The organism is Massilia orientalis, assembly GCF_030411975.2.
GTDB lineage: Bacteria > Pseudomonadota > Gammaproteobacteria > Burkholderiales > Burkholderiaceae_D > Telluria > Telluria orientalis.
Window position 1 is genome coordinate 254,219 of sequence record NZ_JASNRB020000006.1, and the last position, 13,992, is coordinate 268,210.

The 13,992-nt window shown below is 69.9% G+C and carries 8 protein-coding genes; 7 read left to right on the top strand and 1 reads right to left on the bottom strand.

Annotation, left to right across the window (positions count from 1 at the left end):
- The first annotated feature begins 56 nt into the window (after nt 1-56).
- The 7 genes from recC (at nt 57) to QPK29_RS11690 (ending at nt 13,199) form a co-directional block, all read left to right on the top strand.
- Complete coding sequence (gene recC / locus QPK29_RS11660; protein ID WP_371768362.1) at nt 57-3,458, top strand: exodeoxyribonuclease V subunit gamma; 3,402 nt, start codon at nt 57-59, stop codon at nt 3,456-3,458.
- Nucleotides 3,455-7,105, top strand: coding sequence for an exodeoxyribonuclease V subunit beta (gene recB, locus QPK29_RS11665; protein ID WP_371768363.1), 3,651 nt, complete (start codon nt 3,455-3,457; stop codon nt 7,103-7,105). The genes recC and recB overlap by 4 nt, the downstream gene beginning before the upstream one ends.
- Entirely contained in the window at nt 7,095-9,044 is a 1,950-nt protein-coding gene (recD, locus tag QPK29_RS11670; RefSeq protein WP_056135450.1) for an exodeoxyribonuclease V subunit alpha, read from the top strand. The genes recB and recD overlap by 11 nt, the downstream gene beginning before the upstream one ends.
- A 15-nt stretch (nt 9,045-9,059) precedes the next feature.
- Entirely contained in the window at nt 9,060-9,326 is a 267-nt protein-coding gene (locus QPK29_RS11675) for a UBP-type zinc finger domain-containing protein (RefSeq protein ID WP_056135447.1), read from the top strand.
- A 101-nt stretch (nt 9,327-9,427) separates the two neighbouring features.
- On the top strand, nt 9,428-10,786 hold the full coding sequence (locus tag QPK29_RS11680; protein ID WP_371768364.1) for an MBL fold metallo-hydrolase RNA specificity domain-containing protein: 1,359 nt from the start codon (nt 9,428-9,430) through the stop codon (nt 10,784-10,786).
- Nucleotides 10,783-12,312, top strand: coding sequence for a thymidine phosphorylase family protein (locus tag QPK29_RS11685; protein WP_371768365.1), 1,530 nt, complete (start codon nt 10,783-10,785; stop codon nt 12,310-12,312). Before QPK29_RS11680 ends, QPK29_RS11685 begins: the two co-directional genes overlap by 4 nt.
- Nucleotides 12,309-13,199: a ribose-phosphate pyrophosphokinase gene (locus tag QPK29_RS11690; protein ID WP_056135439.1), complete on the top strand. Its 891-nt coding sequence runs from the start codon at nt 12,309-12,311 to the stop codon at nt 13,197-13,199. Before QPK29_RS11685 ends, QPK29_RS11690 begins: the two co-directional genes overlap by 4 nt.
- A 121-nt stretch (nt 13,200-13,320) precedes the next feature.
- Here QPK29_RS11690 and QPK29_RS11695 read toward each other — a convergent pair whose 3' ends face one another.
- On the bottom strand, nt 13,321-13,878 hold the full coding sequence (locus QPK29_RS11695; RefSeq protein WP_371768366.1) for a DUF1697 domain-containing protein: 558 nt from the start codon (nt 13,876-13,878) through the stop codon (nt 13,321-13,323).
- Nucleotides 13,879-13,992: the final 114 nt, after the last annotated feature.

A 13,992-nucleotide genomic window follows, 5' to 3' on the forward strand; every position in this document is an offset into this window, starting at 1 on the left:
TACCGCCGGAGCCCCGGAAGTAGTATGCTGCGCGAGTCGCTTCTCCACGTCCCGTCATGCCATCCCCGATCCGCCCCGGCCTCCTCATCCTGCACGGCAACCAGATGGAGCTGTTGCGCGCCGCCGTCTTCGACTGGCTGCGCGACAATCCGCTCGGTCCGCTGGAAGAAGAGATCATGCTCGTCCAGTCCAACGGCGTCGCCGAGTGGCTCAAGATCGCGCTGGCGGAAGAGCTGGGCGTGTGCGCGGCCACGCGCGTGGCGCTGCCGGCCCGCTTCCAGTGGGAGGCGTACCGCGGCATGCTGGGTCCGGAGCGGGTGCCGCGCCGCTCGCCGTTCGACAAGGACGCGCTCACGTGGCGCCTCATGCGCCTGCTGCCCGAGCTGCTGGAAAAGGATAAATTCGAACCGCTGCGCCATTTTCTCTCCGACGGCGACGCCGAGCGCCGCCTGCAGCTGGCCGAACGTCTCGCGGATTTGTACGACCAGTACCAGGTCTACCGCGCCGACTGGCTCACCGACTGGGCGGAAGACCGTGACCAGCTGCGCCGCCCCGGAGGCGAGCCGATCCCGCTGGCGCCGGACCAGTGCTGGCAGGCGCAACTCTGGCGCGAGATCCACGCGAGCCTGCCGCCGGAGCGCCGCTGGTCCGGCCGCGCGACGATCCACCAGCAATTCATGGCGGCGGTGATGGAAGACCGCGAACCCGTGCTGCGCCTGCCGCGCCGCGTGATCCTGTTCGGCATGTCGACCCTGCCGTACCAGACGATCCAGGCGATGGCGGGCCTGTCGCGCCACACGCAGGTGCTGCTGGCCGTGCCGAATCCGTGCCGGTTCTACTGGGGCGACATCATCGAAGGCCGCGAACTGCTGCGCGCGGCCTATAAACGGCAACAGCACCGCAACGGCAGCGACCTGTCCGAAATCCCCGTCGAGCAGCTGCACGCGCACAGCCACCCGCTGCTCGCGAGCTGGGGACGGCAGGGCCGCGACTTCGTGCGCATGCTCGACGAATTCGACAACGGCGAGGGCGCGCAATTCGGCAACCTGCGCATCGACCTGTTCTCCGACGACGAGCCCGAGACCTTGCTGGGCCAGGTGCAGGCCGCCGTACGCGACCTGCTGCCGCTGTCCGAGCATCCGCACACGCCGCCTCCGCTCGGCGACCGGTCGATCGAGTTCCACATCGCCCACAGCGCTCAGCGGGAAGTCGAGGTACTGCACGACCAGCTGCTGTCGTGGTTCGCGCAAGAGCGGGAAGGTAACGAGAGAGGCGCCTTGCGTCCGCGCGACGTCGTCGTGATGGTGCCGGACATCGAGACCTTCTCGGCCGCCGTCCACGCGGTGTTCGACCAGCACAAGCGCAGCGACCCGCGCTACATCCCGTTCGAGATCGGCGACGTCAAGGACCGCAGCGTCAATCCTTTATTGGTCGCACTCGAATGGCTGCTGCGCCTGCCGCAGCAGCGCTGCCGCCAGAGCGAGGTGCGCGACCTGCTCGACGTGCCCGCGCTGGCCGCCCGCTTCGGCCTGGAAGAAGCCGATCTGCCGATCCTCGGCCACTGGATCGAGGGTGCCAGCGTGCGCTGGGGCCTGGACCAGCGCCACCGCGCGGGACTCGGCCTCGGCTCGGCCGGCGAACAGAATTCCTGGCTGTTCGGCGTGCGCCGCATGCTGCTCGGCTATGCGACCGGCCACGGCGCCAGCTTCCGCGATATCGAACCGTATCCGGAAGTGGGCGGCCTCGATGCCGCGCTCGCGGGCTCGCTGGCGGAACTGGTCGAGGCGCTGCTCGCATGGCGCGAAGACCTCGACAGGGTGCAAACCCCGATGGCCTGGGGCGATTGCGCCCGCGCGCTGCTGGCGAGGTTCTTCCGCGCGACGAACGAGGAAGACCGCCTGATGCTGCACCAGCTGGAAGAAGCGCTGCAATGCTGGCTGGAGATCTGCGAGAACGCGCTGTTCGACGAAGCCGTGCCGCTCGCCGTGATGCGCGAGGCGTGGCTCGGCCAGCTCGACCAGCCGGCGCTGTCGCACCAGTTCGTATCCGGCGGCGTCACGTTCTGCACGCTGATGCCGATGCGCGCCGTGCCGTTCCGCGTCGTCTGCCTGCTCGGCATGAACGACGGCGATTTCCCGCGCCGCGGCCACCAGTCCGACTTCGACCTGCTGGCGCTGCCGGGTTTGAGCCGCCCCGGCGACCGCTCGCGCCGCGACGACGACCGCTACCTGATGCTCGAAGCGGTGCTGGCCGCGCGCGACAAGCTGTACGTGAGCTGGGTGGGCCGCAACGTGCGCGACAACACGGAGCAGCCGGCGTCCGTGCTCGTGTCGCAACTGCGCGATTATCTCGCCGCCGGCTGGGACCTCGACCTCGCCGAGCGCACGACCGTGCACGCGCTGCAGCCGTTCTCGCGCCGCTATTTCGAGCGCGGCGGCCTGCTCACGTATGCGGGCGAGTGGCGGTCGGCGCACGGTGCCGAAGCTGCAGGTGTCGGCGACGACGTGCTGCCGCCGTTCGAACTGGATGCCGACTACCGGCTCACCCTGGGCGAGCTGGCGAGCTTCCTCCGCCAGCCCGCGCGCTTCTTCTTCCGCCGCCGCCTCGGCGTGACGTTCACGGACCTGGAAGTCGTCGGCGAGGACGAGGAACCGTTCTCGCTCGATGCGCTCGAGCGCTACTTCCTGGAAGACACGCTGCTGGACGACAGCGGCACGCCGGAAGCGCCGGACGACGTGCGCCAGGTGCTGGAGACGCGCGCCGCGCGGCTCGCGCGCGAAGGCGTGCTGCCGATCGGCCTCGTGGGCAGGCAATGGCAGCAGCAGCTCGTCGACGACCTCGTGCCCGTGCGCCGCGCCTGGCTCGCGCTGGGCGCGCGTTATCCGACACCGGCGCCGAAACTCGTCGTCAGCGTGGAGGCGGGCGGCGTGCGTATCGACGACTGGATCGACCGCCTGCGCAGCAACGACGAGGACACCGTGTGGCTGCTGCAGATGTCGTCCAAGGTGCTGGACCGCAAGGGCGAGCCGCGCGGCGACAAATTGATCGGCCCGTGGCTGCGCCAGCTGGCCGCCGCCGCGATGGGCGGGCGCGTGGGCGGCGTGCTCGTCGCGCGCGACGCGAGCCTCGCGATGGCGCCGCTGGAACGTGGCGCGGCGCTCGCGCAATTGGAGACGCTGGTGGCGCTGTGGCGTTCGAACCTCGACCGGCCGCTGCCCGTCGCGTGCAAGACGGCGCTCGCGCACTTCTCCGGCGGCGACGCGCGCGAGACGTATGACGGCGGCTTCGAAATCGACGGCGAAGTCACCGACCCGTGCCTCGCGCGCCTGTGGCCCGAATTCGCATTGTTGCGCGCCGCCGGCGGCTGGCCGCTCGTGGCGGAAGCGTTGTACGGTCCGCTGGTCGCATGGCTGAAGGACAGCGTGACGGTGACCCGCTTCGAGGGAGGAGAACAATGAGCCAGCTGCTCGACGCCCTGGGCTTCCCGCTGCACGGCTCGCGCCTCATCGAGGCCAGCGCGGGCACGGGTAAGACGTGGACCATCGCCGCGCTGTACCTGCGCCTCGTGCTGGGCCACGGCGGCGACGACGGTTTTACCCGTCCGCTGATGCCGCCAGAGATCCTCGTCATGACCTTCACCCGCGCGGCCACGCGCGAGCTGTCGAACCGCGTGCGCGAGCGTCTCGTGCAGGCGGCGGCATGCTTCCGCGGCGAGATCGAGCCGGACGATCCCTATCTCGAAGCGCTGGCCGGCGCGTATGACGACGAGGCGTCGCGGCTCGTCGCCGCGCACCGGCTGGTCCTCGCGGCCGAGACGATGGACGAGGCGGCGATCTTCACCATCGATGCGTGGTGCCAGCGCATGCTGCGCGAGCACGCGTTCGACAGCGGCAGCCTGTTCGACGAAGAACTCGTCAGCGACGAGCGCGCGCTGTTCGAGGATGCCGCGCACGATTACTGGCGCCAGCACGTGTACCCGCTGTCCGGCGCGGCGCTCACGAGTCTCCGGTCCTGCTGGAGCGACGTCGACGCGCTGAAGCGCTCCGTGCGCGAGCTGGTGCAGCGCGCGGGCCGCATCGACGACCGCATCGGCAACCTGGGCGAGCGGCCGCTGGGCGCCGTCATCGCCGAGGCGGAACGCGAGCAGTGCGATGCGTTGAAGCGGCAGAAGGATGGCTGGCAGGCGCGCGCCGACGCGATGGAATCGTGGATCGCGGCGCAGCGCAGCGTGAATCCGAAAGCGTTCAACGGCAACAAGATGCGTCCGGATTCGCTGGCGAAAGCGTTCGATGCGCTGCGCCGCTGGGCGGACGATCCGCAAGCCCACTATCCGCAACTCACCGACGCGCTGTGGACCCGCCTGACGCCCGACGGCATCCTCGATGCGTTCAGCAAGGATCACGCCGCGCCGATTCCCGAATGTTTCGAGCACACGTCCGCGCTCAAGGAAGGACTCGATGCGATCGCGCCGGTAGCGCACGCGCTGCTGCGCCACGCCGCCTGTGCCATCGCGCACCGCATGGCGGAACTGAAGCGCCGCAACCGCCAGTTCGGTTTCGCCGACATGCTGGCGCGCCTGAAGGATGCGTTGGAGGGGCCGAACGGCGAGGCGCTGCGCCGCCGCATCCTCGACCAGTATCCGGTGGCGATGGTCGACGAATTCCAGGACACGTCGCCCGACCAGTACCGCATTTTCGACCTGCTGTACCGCGTGGCCGACAACGATCCGGCGCGCGGCCTGTTCCTCATCGGCGACCCGAAGCAGTCGATCTACGGCTTCCGCGGCGCCGACATCCACAGCTACCTGTCGGCGCGCCGGGCCACGCACGGCCGCCACTACCAGCTGGGCACGAACTACCGCTCGACGCGCCAGCTCGTCGCCGCCGTCAACCAGCTGTTCCGCCACGCGGAAGGGAATTACGCGGCGGGCGCCTTCCGCTTCCGCAAGGGCGACGAGAATCCGCTGCCGTTCGACGCGGTCGACGCGGCGGGGCGCAAGCAGCAGCTGGTCGGCGTCGACGGACCGTTCCAGGCGCTGGCCGTCGGCCTGGCGGACATCGACGACCTGCGCGCGGACGACTACCGCGAATTCTTCGCCCAGCATTGCGCCGAGCACATCGTCCGGCTGCTGAACGATGCGCGCGTCGGCTTCGAAGACGAAGCCGGGACGTTGACACGCCTGATGCCGGCGGATATCGCGATCCTCGTGCGCGACCGGCGCGAGGCGGCGGCCGTGCGGCGCGCGCTCGTGCAGCGCAAGGTCGCGAGCGTGTACCTGTCCGACCAGGATTCCGTCGTCGAGACCGACGAGGCGCGCGACGTGCTGCGCTGGCTGCAGGCGGTGGCGAACCCGCTGGACGTCACGCTCGCGCGCGCCGCGTTCGCGACCGCGACGTGCGCGCTGCCGCTGGCGGAACTGGCGCAGCTCGCCAGCGACGAACTGGCGTGGGAAGTCCGCGTCGAACAACTGAAATCGCTGCACCAGGCGTGGCAGCGGCAGGGCGTGCTGGCGATGCTGCGCCGCTTCATCCACGAACTGGGCCTGCCGGCCAAGCTGCTGGCGGCGCCGGGCGGCGAGCGCCGTCTGACGAATTTGCTGCACCTCGCGGAACTGTTGCAGGAAGCGAGCCGCGAACTGGATGGCGAACAGGCGCTGATCCGCTGGTTCGCGGAACAGGTCGAAGGTGTGGGCGAGGGCGGCGACGAACGGGTGCTGCGACTGGAGTCGGACGCGGAACTGGTGAAAGTCGTCACGGTGCACAAATCGAAGGGCCTGGAATATCCGCTCGTGTACCTGCCGTTCGCCGTCACCGCGCGCAAGACCGACCGCCGCAACCGTGCGTTCTTCGAATACGTGGAAGACGATGGCGCGCGCCGCATCGACCTCGGACTGTCCGACGCGGCGCTGGAAGCCGTCGACCGCGCGCGCCTGGAAGAAGACCTGCGCCTGCTGTACGTCGCGTTGACGCGGGCGCGCCATTTCCTGTGGCTCGGTGTCGCCGCCGTCGCCGCGCGCAAGAAGGGCGAGAACCAGCTGCACGAATCGGCGCTGGGCTATCTGCTGACGGGCGGCGCCCCCGTGCCCGCGGCCGCCGTGCGCGAGCGCTGGGAACACTTGCGCGGCGACGTCGACGGCATCGAGCTGCATGCGCTGGCGAGCCCGGACGGCTGCACGCGGCTGGCACGGCAGGACGTGCGGCCGGAGCTCGTCGAGCCGCCGCGGTTCGACGCGCGCTTCGAGCGCAACTGGGCGGTCGGCTCGTTCACGTCGCTGACGAAAAACACGGTGGCCGTCGCGCCGCCGACGCGGCCGCAGGAAGAGAATTTGCTGGAGGAAGAAGACCCCGGCGTCGTGCCGGTCACGCACAGCGAGGACGCGCCGTGGCACCGCTTCCCGCGCGGCGCCGGTCCCGGCAACTTCCTGCACGAGCAACTCGAGTGGATGGCCAGGGAAGGCTTCGGCCAGGTCGACGATGAAGCGTTCCGTGTCCGCCTCGCGCAGCGCATCCAGCGCGCCGGCTGGGGCAACCGCCTCGACGACGCGCTGGCCTGGCTGCGCATGGTCGCCGTCACGCCGCTGCCGCCCGTCGGCTGCGCGCTGGCGGACATCGATGCGCCGCTGGCCGAGATGGAATTCTGGTTCCCCAGCCGCCACCTGGACGTGGCGGCGCTCGACCGCCTGTGCCGCCAGCGCATGCTGGGGAACACGCCCCGCCCGATCCTGCCGGAGCGTCAGCTGCACGGCATGCTGAAGGGCTTCACGGACCTCGTGTTCGAATGCCACGGCCGCTACTGGGTGCTGGACTACAAATCGAACGCGCTGGGACCGGGCGACACCGCGTACACGCAGGCCGCGATGGCGGCCGGCATGGCCGGGCACCGCTACGACATCCAGGGCGCCATCTACATGCTGGCCGTGCACCGGCTGCTGCGCGCGCGCCTCGGGGCAGACTATTCGCCGCGCGAGCACCTGGGCGGCGCCGTGTTCCTGTTCCTGCGCGGGATCGGCAACCCGGCCACGCACGGCTGCTACCTGATCGAGCCGGACGTGGAACTGCTGGACGGCCTCGATCGCCTGCTGGGAAAGGACGCGCATGAAGCCTGACGTCATCGATACCGGCGCCTTCTGGGCCGAGGTCGAACGCCTGACCGAGGCGGGCGGGTTGCGCCGCCTGTCCGGCGTGTTCGCCCGCTTCGTCGCGAGCCTGGGCGAGGCCGCGTGCGCGAAGTCGACGCCGCTGCTGCTCGCGGCCCTCGTATTGTCCGAACTGGAAGGGCGAGGCCACAGCTGCCTGCTGCTGGACGACCTGGCGGGCGATCCGGCCGCGCTGCTCGGCTGGGCCGACGAGGACTGGAAGGCGCTCGCGAAGGCGGCGAAACCTCTGCCGCGCGGCGTGAAGGGGTGGATGTCGCAACTGGCCACGTGCGACCAGGTGTGGCGCGTGGGCGACCTCGATTACGACCAGCCGCTTGTGCTCGATGACACGCGCCTGTACCTGCGCCGCTACTGGCGCGACGAGACCCTCGTCGCCACGTGCGTACGCGCGCGTGCGCAGGAGCGCCGCGACGTCGACATCGACCAGGCGCATACGTGGCTGGAAGCGCTGTTCGGCGCCCAGCGCGCGGGCGAGGCGCCCGACTGGCAGCGCATCGCCTGCGCCGTCGCCCTGCGGGGCGCGTTCGCCATCATCACGGGCGGTCCGGGCACCGGTAAAACGTACACGGTGGCGCGCCTGCTGGCGCTGTTGTTCGCGACGGCGCCGGACGCCGCGCGCCAGCGCATCGCACTGGCCGCCCCGACGGGCAAGGCGGCGGCGCGCCTGAAGCAGTCGATCGACAAGGCGCTGACCGACCTGGCCGACCGCGTCGGCGGCGCCTTGCCGCTGCGCGAACTGACGACGCGCATGGGCGCCGCGCGCACCTTGCACAGCCTCCTGGGCGCGCGTCCGGACACGCGCAGCTTCGCGCATCATCGCGGCAATCCGCTCGACGTCGACGTGCTGATCGTCGACGAGGCGTCGATGGTGCACCTGGAAATGATGGCGTCGCTGCTGGACGCGCTGCCCGCGGGCGCCACGCTGGTCCTGCTGGGCGACAAGGACCAGTTGGCGTCGGTGGAAGCGGGCGCCGTGCTGGGCGACCTGTGCCACGATGCGCAGGCCGGGCGCTACGACGCCGACACGCGCGCGTACGTGCGGGCCGCGAGCGGCGAGACGATCCCCGCCGAATATGAAGGGCAGGGCGGCCCGCTCGCCCAGCAGACGGTGATGCTGCGCCACAGCCGCCGCTTCGGCGGCCCGATCGGCAAGCTGGCGCTGGCCGTCAACGCGGGCGACGTCGACGGCGCCGCCGCCGCGCTGCGCGCACCCGACGCGGCCGGCGTGCTGCGCTGGATCGAGCACGCGCACCAGCACCATGTGATCCAGCTGGCGAACGAGGGTTATCGCCCGTATCTCGAACTGCTGCGCGCCGGCAGCGGAGGCCATGGCAGCCACGAAGACTGGGTGCGCGCCGTGCTGCAGCGCTTCGAAGCGTTCCGCGTGCTGTGCGCCGTGCGCGAAGGCGAGTGGGGCGTCGAAGGCCTGAACGAGGCCATCGAACTGCGCCTCGCGCACGCGGGCCTGATCGTGCGCGGCGACTGGTACGTGGGCCGCCCCGTCATGGTCACCCGCAACGACTACCCGACGGGCACGTTCAACGGCGACATCGGCCTCGCGTTGCCGGACCCGGCGCGTCCCGGTTCGCTGCGCGTGTGGTTCCTGGAAGGCGACAACGTGCGCAGCGTGCTGGCCACGCGCCTGCGCCACGTGGAGACGGCATACGCGATGACGGTCCACAAATCGCAGGGCTCGGAATTCGCGCACACGGTGCTGGCCCTGCCGAAAGAGGGGGGCGCCGTGCTGGCGCGCGAGCTAGTCTATACGGGCATCACGCGCGCGAGCCGCCAGTTCACCCTGACGACGCCGGCGCCGGCCGTGCTGGGCGAGGCGATCCTGCGCCGTACGCACCGGGCCAGCGGGTTGCGGGGGATGGTCGAGAAATAACACCGGGAGGTTGGCATGAGCAACGACTGCACGCACTTTCATCACATCGTGACCCGCGAGGGCAATACCGACGGCTGCGAGGAGTGCCTTCGAACGGGCGACACGTGGGTGCACCTGCGCGTGTGCCTGACGTGCGGCCACGTCGGCTGCTGCGACCAGTCGAAGAACAAGCACGCCACGAAGCACTTCCATGCGACCGGACACCCCGTGATCCGCTCGAAGGAGCACGGGGAGACGTGGGGCTGGTGCTACGTCGACCGGGTCGTCAAGGACCCGGTCTGATAGAGAGTGGCTTGATGTAAATCAAGGATTGCGTTCTTTGCCACGACTTACTATTGTGAAAGCGAGCTGTACGATGTGCTCGCTCAACAATAGGTGGCATCATGCGAATCCAGTTTCTCGGCGGCACCGGAACCGTCACGGGCTCCAAGTACCTGCTGACGTCCGGTCGTGCCAGGATCCTTGTCGATTGCGGACTGTTCCAGGGTTACAAACAACTCCGGTTGCGCAACTGGGCCCGGCTGCCTGTCGAGCCGGCGAAGCTCGACGCCGTCGTGCTGACTCATGCGCATCTCGACCACAGCGGCTACCTGCCCCTCCTCGTCAAGGGCGGCTTCAAAGGGAAGATTTTTTGCACGGGAGCGACGTTCGACCTGTGCAAGATCCTGTTGCCCGATAGCGGCCACCTGCAGGAGGAAGACGCGGCGGCGGCCAACCGTCATGGCTATACGCAGCACAGTCCGGCCATGCCGCTGTACACGGAAGAGGATGCGCGCGTCGCGTTGCGCCAGTTCGTCGCCGTGCCGTTCGGCGTCCATACCGTCGTGGCGTCCGGACTGGCCGCAACCTGGCGCCGGGCTGGCCACATCCTCGGCGCGGCGTCCGTCGCGCTCGACGACGGCAGTCGCAGCATCACGTTTTCCGGCGACCTGGGGCGCCCTGACGATCCCGTCATGCCGCCACCCGCCCCGCTCGAGCCGACCGATTACCTGGTCGTCGAATCCACCTACGGCAACCGCGTGCATGAACCGACCGATCCGCTGGTCGAGCTGGGCCAGGCGATTCGTGACACGGCGGCGCGCGGCGGCGTCGTCGTGATTCCGGCGTTCGCCGTGGGCCGGGCGCAGGAACTCATGTACTACGTGCACCAGTTGAAGGCGTCCGGGGCGATCCCCGGGTTCCTGCCCGTCTTCCTGGACAGCCCGATGGCGAAGGATGCCACTGCGATCTACCACCGGCACCACGACGACCACAGGCTGACGCGCGACCAGTGCGCGGCCATGTGCCACGCGGCCACCATCATCAACACCGTGGACGAATCGAAGGCGCTCGACGTCAGGAACACGCCCAAGGTCATCATTTCCGCCAGCGGCATGGCGACCGGCGGACGCGTGCTGCACCACATCAAGGCGTTCGCGGAGGATCCGCGCAACACCATCCTGTTCGCCGGGTTCCAGGCGGGCGGCACGCGCGGGGCGGCGCTCGTCGAAGGCGCGGACTCGGTACGCATCCACGGGCAGCAGGTAAGCGTGCGGGCGCAGGTGGTCAACGTGCAGAACATGTCGGCGCATGCCGACAGCAACCAGATCGTGGCGTGGCTGGCGGCGTTGAAGACGGCGCCGCGCTGCACGTTCATCACGCACGGTGAGCCGGCCGCCTCCGAGGCGTTGCGCGTGCGGATCAAACACGAGCTCCGGTGGAACTGCCTCGTGCCGGAGCACCTGCAGGAGGAACAGCTGTGAAGGACGACGCGCAAGCCTTCGCTTCGTCGTTCGTCGCGGGCGCGCGCCGGCTGGGCATCGACAGCGGCAATGCGGCGGTCTTGTATCTCGCCGCAGGCGGCGGCGCATGCCGGACGGGGAGATATCCCGCCGGCGCCCGCGTGCGGGTCAGCACGGCGCGCCGCACCGTCACGGCGCTGGTGCACCTCGTCCGCGCCGACATCGTGCCCGACGGCGAGGTCGGGCTGTCCGACCTCACCTGGCAGCGGCTCGGCGCGTCCGAAGGCGAGCCGGTGCGCGTGCGCCTCGCGCCGCCCGCCCGTTCGTTCGCGTTCGTGCGTTCGCGGATCTTCGGGGCCGACCTCTCCGTCGAGGCCGCGAACGCGATCGTCGGCGACATCGCCGCCGGCCTGTATTCCGACATCGAGATCGCCGCCTTCGTCACCGCCTGCGCCGGCCGGCCGCTGAAAGTGGAGGAGACGTTCGCGCTGACCGGTGCGATGGTGCAGGCCGGCACCCGGCTGGAGTGGCCGGCGGCGCCGGTCGTGGACAAGCATTGCGTCGGCGGCCTGCCCGGGAATCGCACGACGCTCCTGATCGTGCCGATCGTGGCCGCGTGCGGCCTGACGATCCCCAAGACGTCGTCCCGTTCGATCACGTCGCCGGCCGGCACGGCAGACGCCATGGAAACGCTGGCGCCGGTGGACCTGGACACTGAGCGCATGCGCCGCGTGGTCGAGCAGGAGGGCGGTTGCATCGTGTGGGGCGGCGCCGTCAACCTGAGCCCCGCCGACGACGTCCTGATCCGCGTTTCGCGCCCGCTGGACTTCGACGGCGAAGCCGCGATGGTGGCATCCGTCCTGTCGAAGAAGCTGGCGGCCGGTTCCACCCACGTGCTGATCGACATCCCGGTCGGGCCGAGCGCGAAGGTGCGCTCGCAGGCGGCCGCCGAGTCCCTCGTCCGGCTGTTCCAGGCGGTCGGCCAGGCCTATGGCCTCACGATCCGGACCGTGATCAGCGACGGCAGCCAGCCGGTCGGGCGCGGCATCGGGCCGGCGCTGGAGGCGCTTGATGCGCTCGCCGTCCTGCGCAACGAGCGCGATGCTCCCACGGACTTGCGCACACGGGCACTTACGCTGGCCGGCCATGTGCTGGAGCTGGGCGGCAAAGCCGCGGCCGGCGAAGGGTTTGCGCTGGCGCGTGCCACGCTCGAGAGCGGCGCCGCCCTGCGCAAGTTCGAAGCCATCTGCGCGGCCCAGGGCGGCATGCGCGTGCCGGAGGTCGGCGCGTTCCGGCACGATGTCCTCGCGCGGCGCGCGGGCTATGTCGCGGCGATCGACAACCGGCGCCTGGCGCGCGTGGCCAAGCTGGCCGGCGCGCCGAAGGATGCCGGGGCCGGCGTACTGTTCCTCGCGCCCGTCGGCCGCACCGTGAAGGCGGGCGGACCGCTGTACACCATCCACGCCGCCTCGGCGGGGACGCTGTCCGAAGCCGTGGCCTATGCCGCCACGCACCCCGACATCATCGCCATCGTGGAGGACGAATGACGCCCCTGCTGTTTGCCTTGCCCGGCAACGAGACGCTGGGCGCCGACCTGTGCCGGCTGCGCGGCTGGGAACAGGGGCGCTGGGAACTGCGCGCGTTCCCGGATGGGGAAAGCCATGTGCGGTTCCTGTCCGACGTGGCGGGCAGGGACCTGGTTCTCGTGTGCAGCCTCGATCGTCCGAACGACAAGACCGTCCCGCTCTACCTGACCGCGTGCGTGGCCCGCGAACTGGGCGCGGCACGCATCGGCCTCGTCGTCCCCTATCTTGCCTATATGCGCCAGGATGCCCGCTTCCACGGTGGCGAGGGCGTCACTGCGCAGCATTTCGCGCGCCTGCTCGGCATGGCGGGCGACTGGCTCGTGACCGTCGATCCCCACCTGCACCGGATCCACAGCCTGGACGAGATCTACGCCATTCCGACGCGCGTGGTCGCCGCCGCGCCCGCCATTGCGGCCTGGGTCGGCGCCCATGTGTGCAATCCCCTGCTGATCGGGCCGGACGAGGAGAGCGACCAGTGGGTGGGTGACGTGGCGCGGTTGGTCGGCTGTCCGTACACCACGCTGCGCAAGGAACGGCGCGGCGACCGCGACGTGACCCTGTCCGTTCCGGCGCTCGCGCAGTGGCGCGGCCGTACGCCCGTGCTCGTGGACGATATCGCTTCCACGGCGCGGACGATGATCGCCGCCGTCGCGCGCGTGCGCGAGGCGGGCATGGACCCACCCGTCTGCATCGCCGTCCACGCGCTGTTCGCTGCCGACGCGTACGCCGAACTGCAGGCGGCCGGTGTCGCCGGGGTGGCCTGCACGAATACCATCGCGCATGCAAGCAACCGGATCGACGTCGCGCCCCTGCTCGGCGTGGCCGCGGCCAGCCTGCTGGGGGAGTGACGGCGCAAGGATGCCGAATTCAGACGCCGTGATGTCGATCGCGGTGGCCGCGGGCTGCCGCAGGTCGATCGGTGTCGACCGGCCGCGCGGCTGCCGTCCTGGCTCGGCGCCCGACCATCGGTCACGAAGCCGCCTCAGGCCCATGCTTGCGGACGAGCCGGACGACCGTGTTCCATACGCGGGTCGTCGCCGGCACGTCCAGGGTGCGTTCGACGAACGCGTTCGGACTGCCCGCACTGGTCCCGAGCTTGTAGGTGAGCGACAGCAGCATCCCGTCATGCCAGCTCACCACCCGCACGTCGCCTTTCGGGTTGGCCGCTGGCAGGGACGCGCCATCCGCCGGCGTCCCGATCACGAACGTGGCGCAGGGCGCGTAGACGTCGTCCAACGCCACGCCCGCCAGCGGATCGCTGGCGATCAGCGCAGCCAATCCAGCGACGTCGCGCAGCGCGGCGGGTTCGTCGAAGCCGTCGCGCCGCAACGTGGCCTGCGCGGTTGTCAGGATGCGCGCGGCACTGGCCGGCGACCCTGCTTCGAACACCACCGTACCGTTCGTCAGGAACGAGCAGGGGTTGACGGCGCCGGCCGCCGCGAAGGCCGCTTCGAGCACGGACCGGGTCGGCGCGGGCGGACGACCCAGGTTGAGATTGCGAAAGAACGCGGCAAATTTCATCGGCATGTCGGCGTCACCAAAACGTGAGCGTACTTCGATACCTGCTATATCGCAATACATCGACCAACTTTCACGCACATCCTTTGCTTTCTCTGTGGCAACAATGTTAAAGTTGCGCTC

Coding starts and splice junctions, on each gene's coding strand:
- recC (WP_371768362.1), top strand. CDS start 57: ATGCCATCCCCGATCCGCCCCGGCCTCCTCATCCTGCACGGCAACCAG.
- recB (WP_371768363.1), top strand. CDS start 3,455: ATGAGCCAGCTGCTCGACGCCCTGGGCTTCCCGCTGCACGGCTCGCGC.
- recD (WP_056135450.1), top strand. CDS start 7,095: ATGAAGCCTGACGTCATCGATACCGGCGCCTTCTGGGCCGAGGTCGAA.
- QPK29_RS11675 (WP_056135447.1), top strand. CDS start 9,060: ATGAGCAACGACTGCACGCACTTTCATCACATCGTGACCCGCGAGGGC.
- QPK29_RS11680 (WP_371768364.1), top strand. CDS start 9,428: ATGCGAATCCAGTTTCTCGGCGGCACCGGAACCGTCACGGGCTCCAAG.
- QPK29_RS11690 (WP_056135439.1), top strand. CDS start 12,309: ATGACGCCCCTGCTGTTTGCCTTGCCCGGCAACGAGACGCTGGGCGCC.
- QPK29_RS11695 (WP_371768366.1), bottom strand. CDS start 13,878: ATGCCGATGAAATTTGCCGCGTTCTTTCGCAATCTCAACCTGGGTCGT.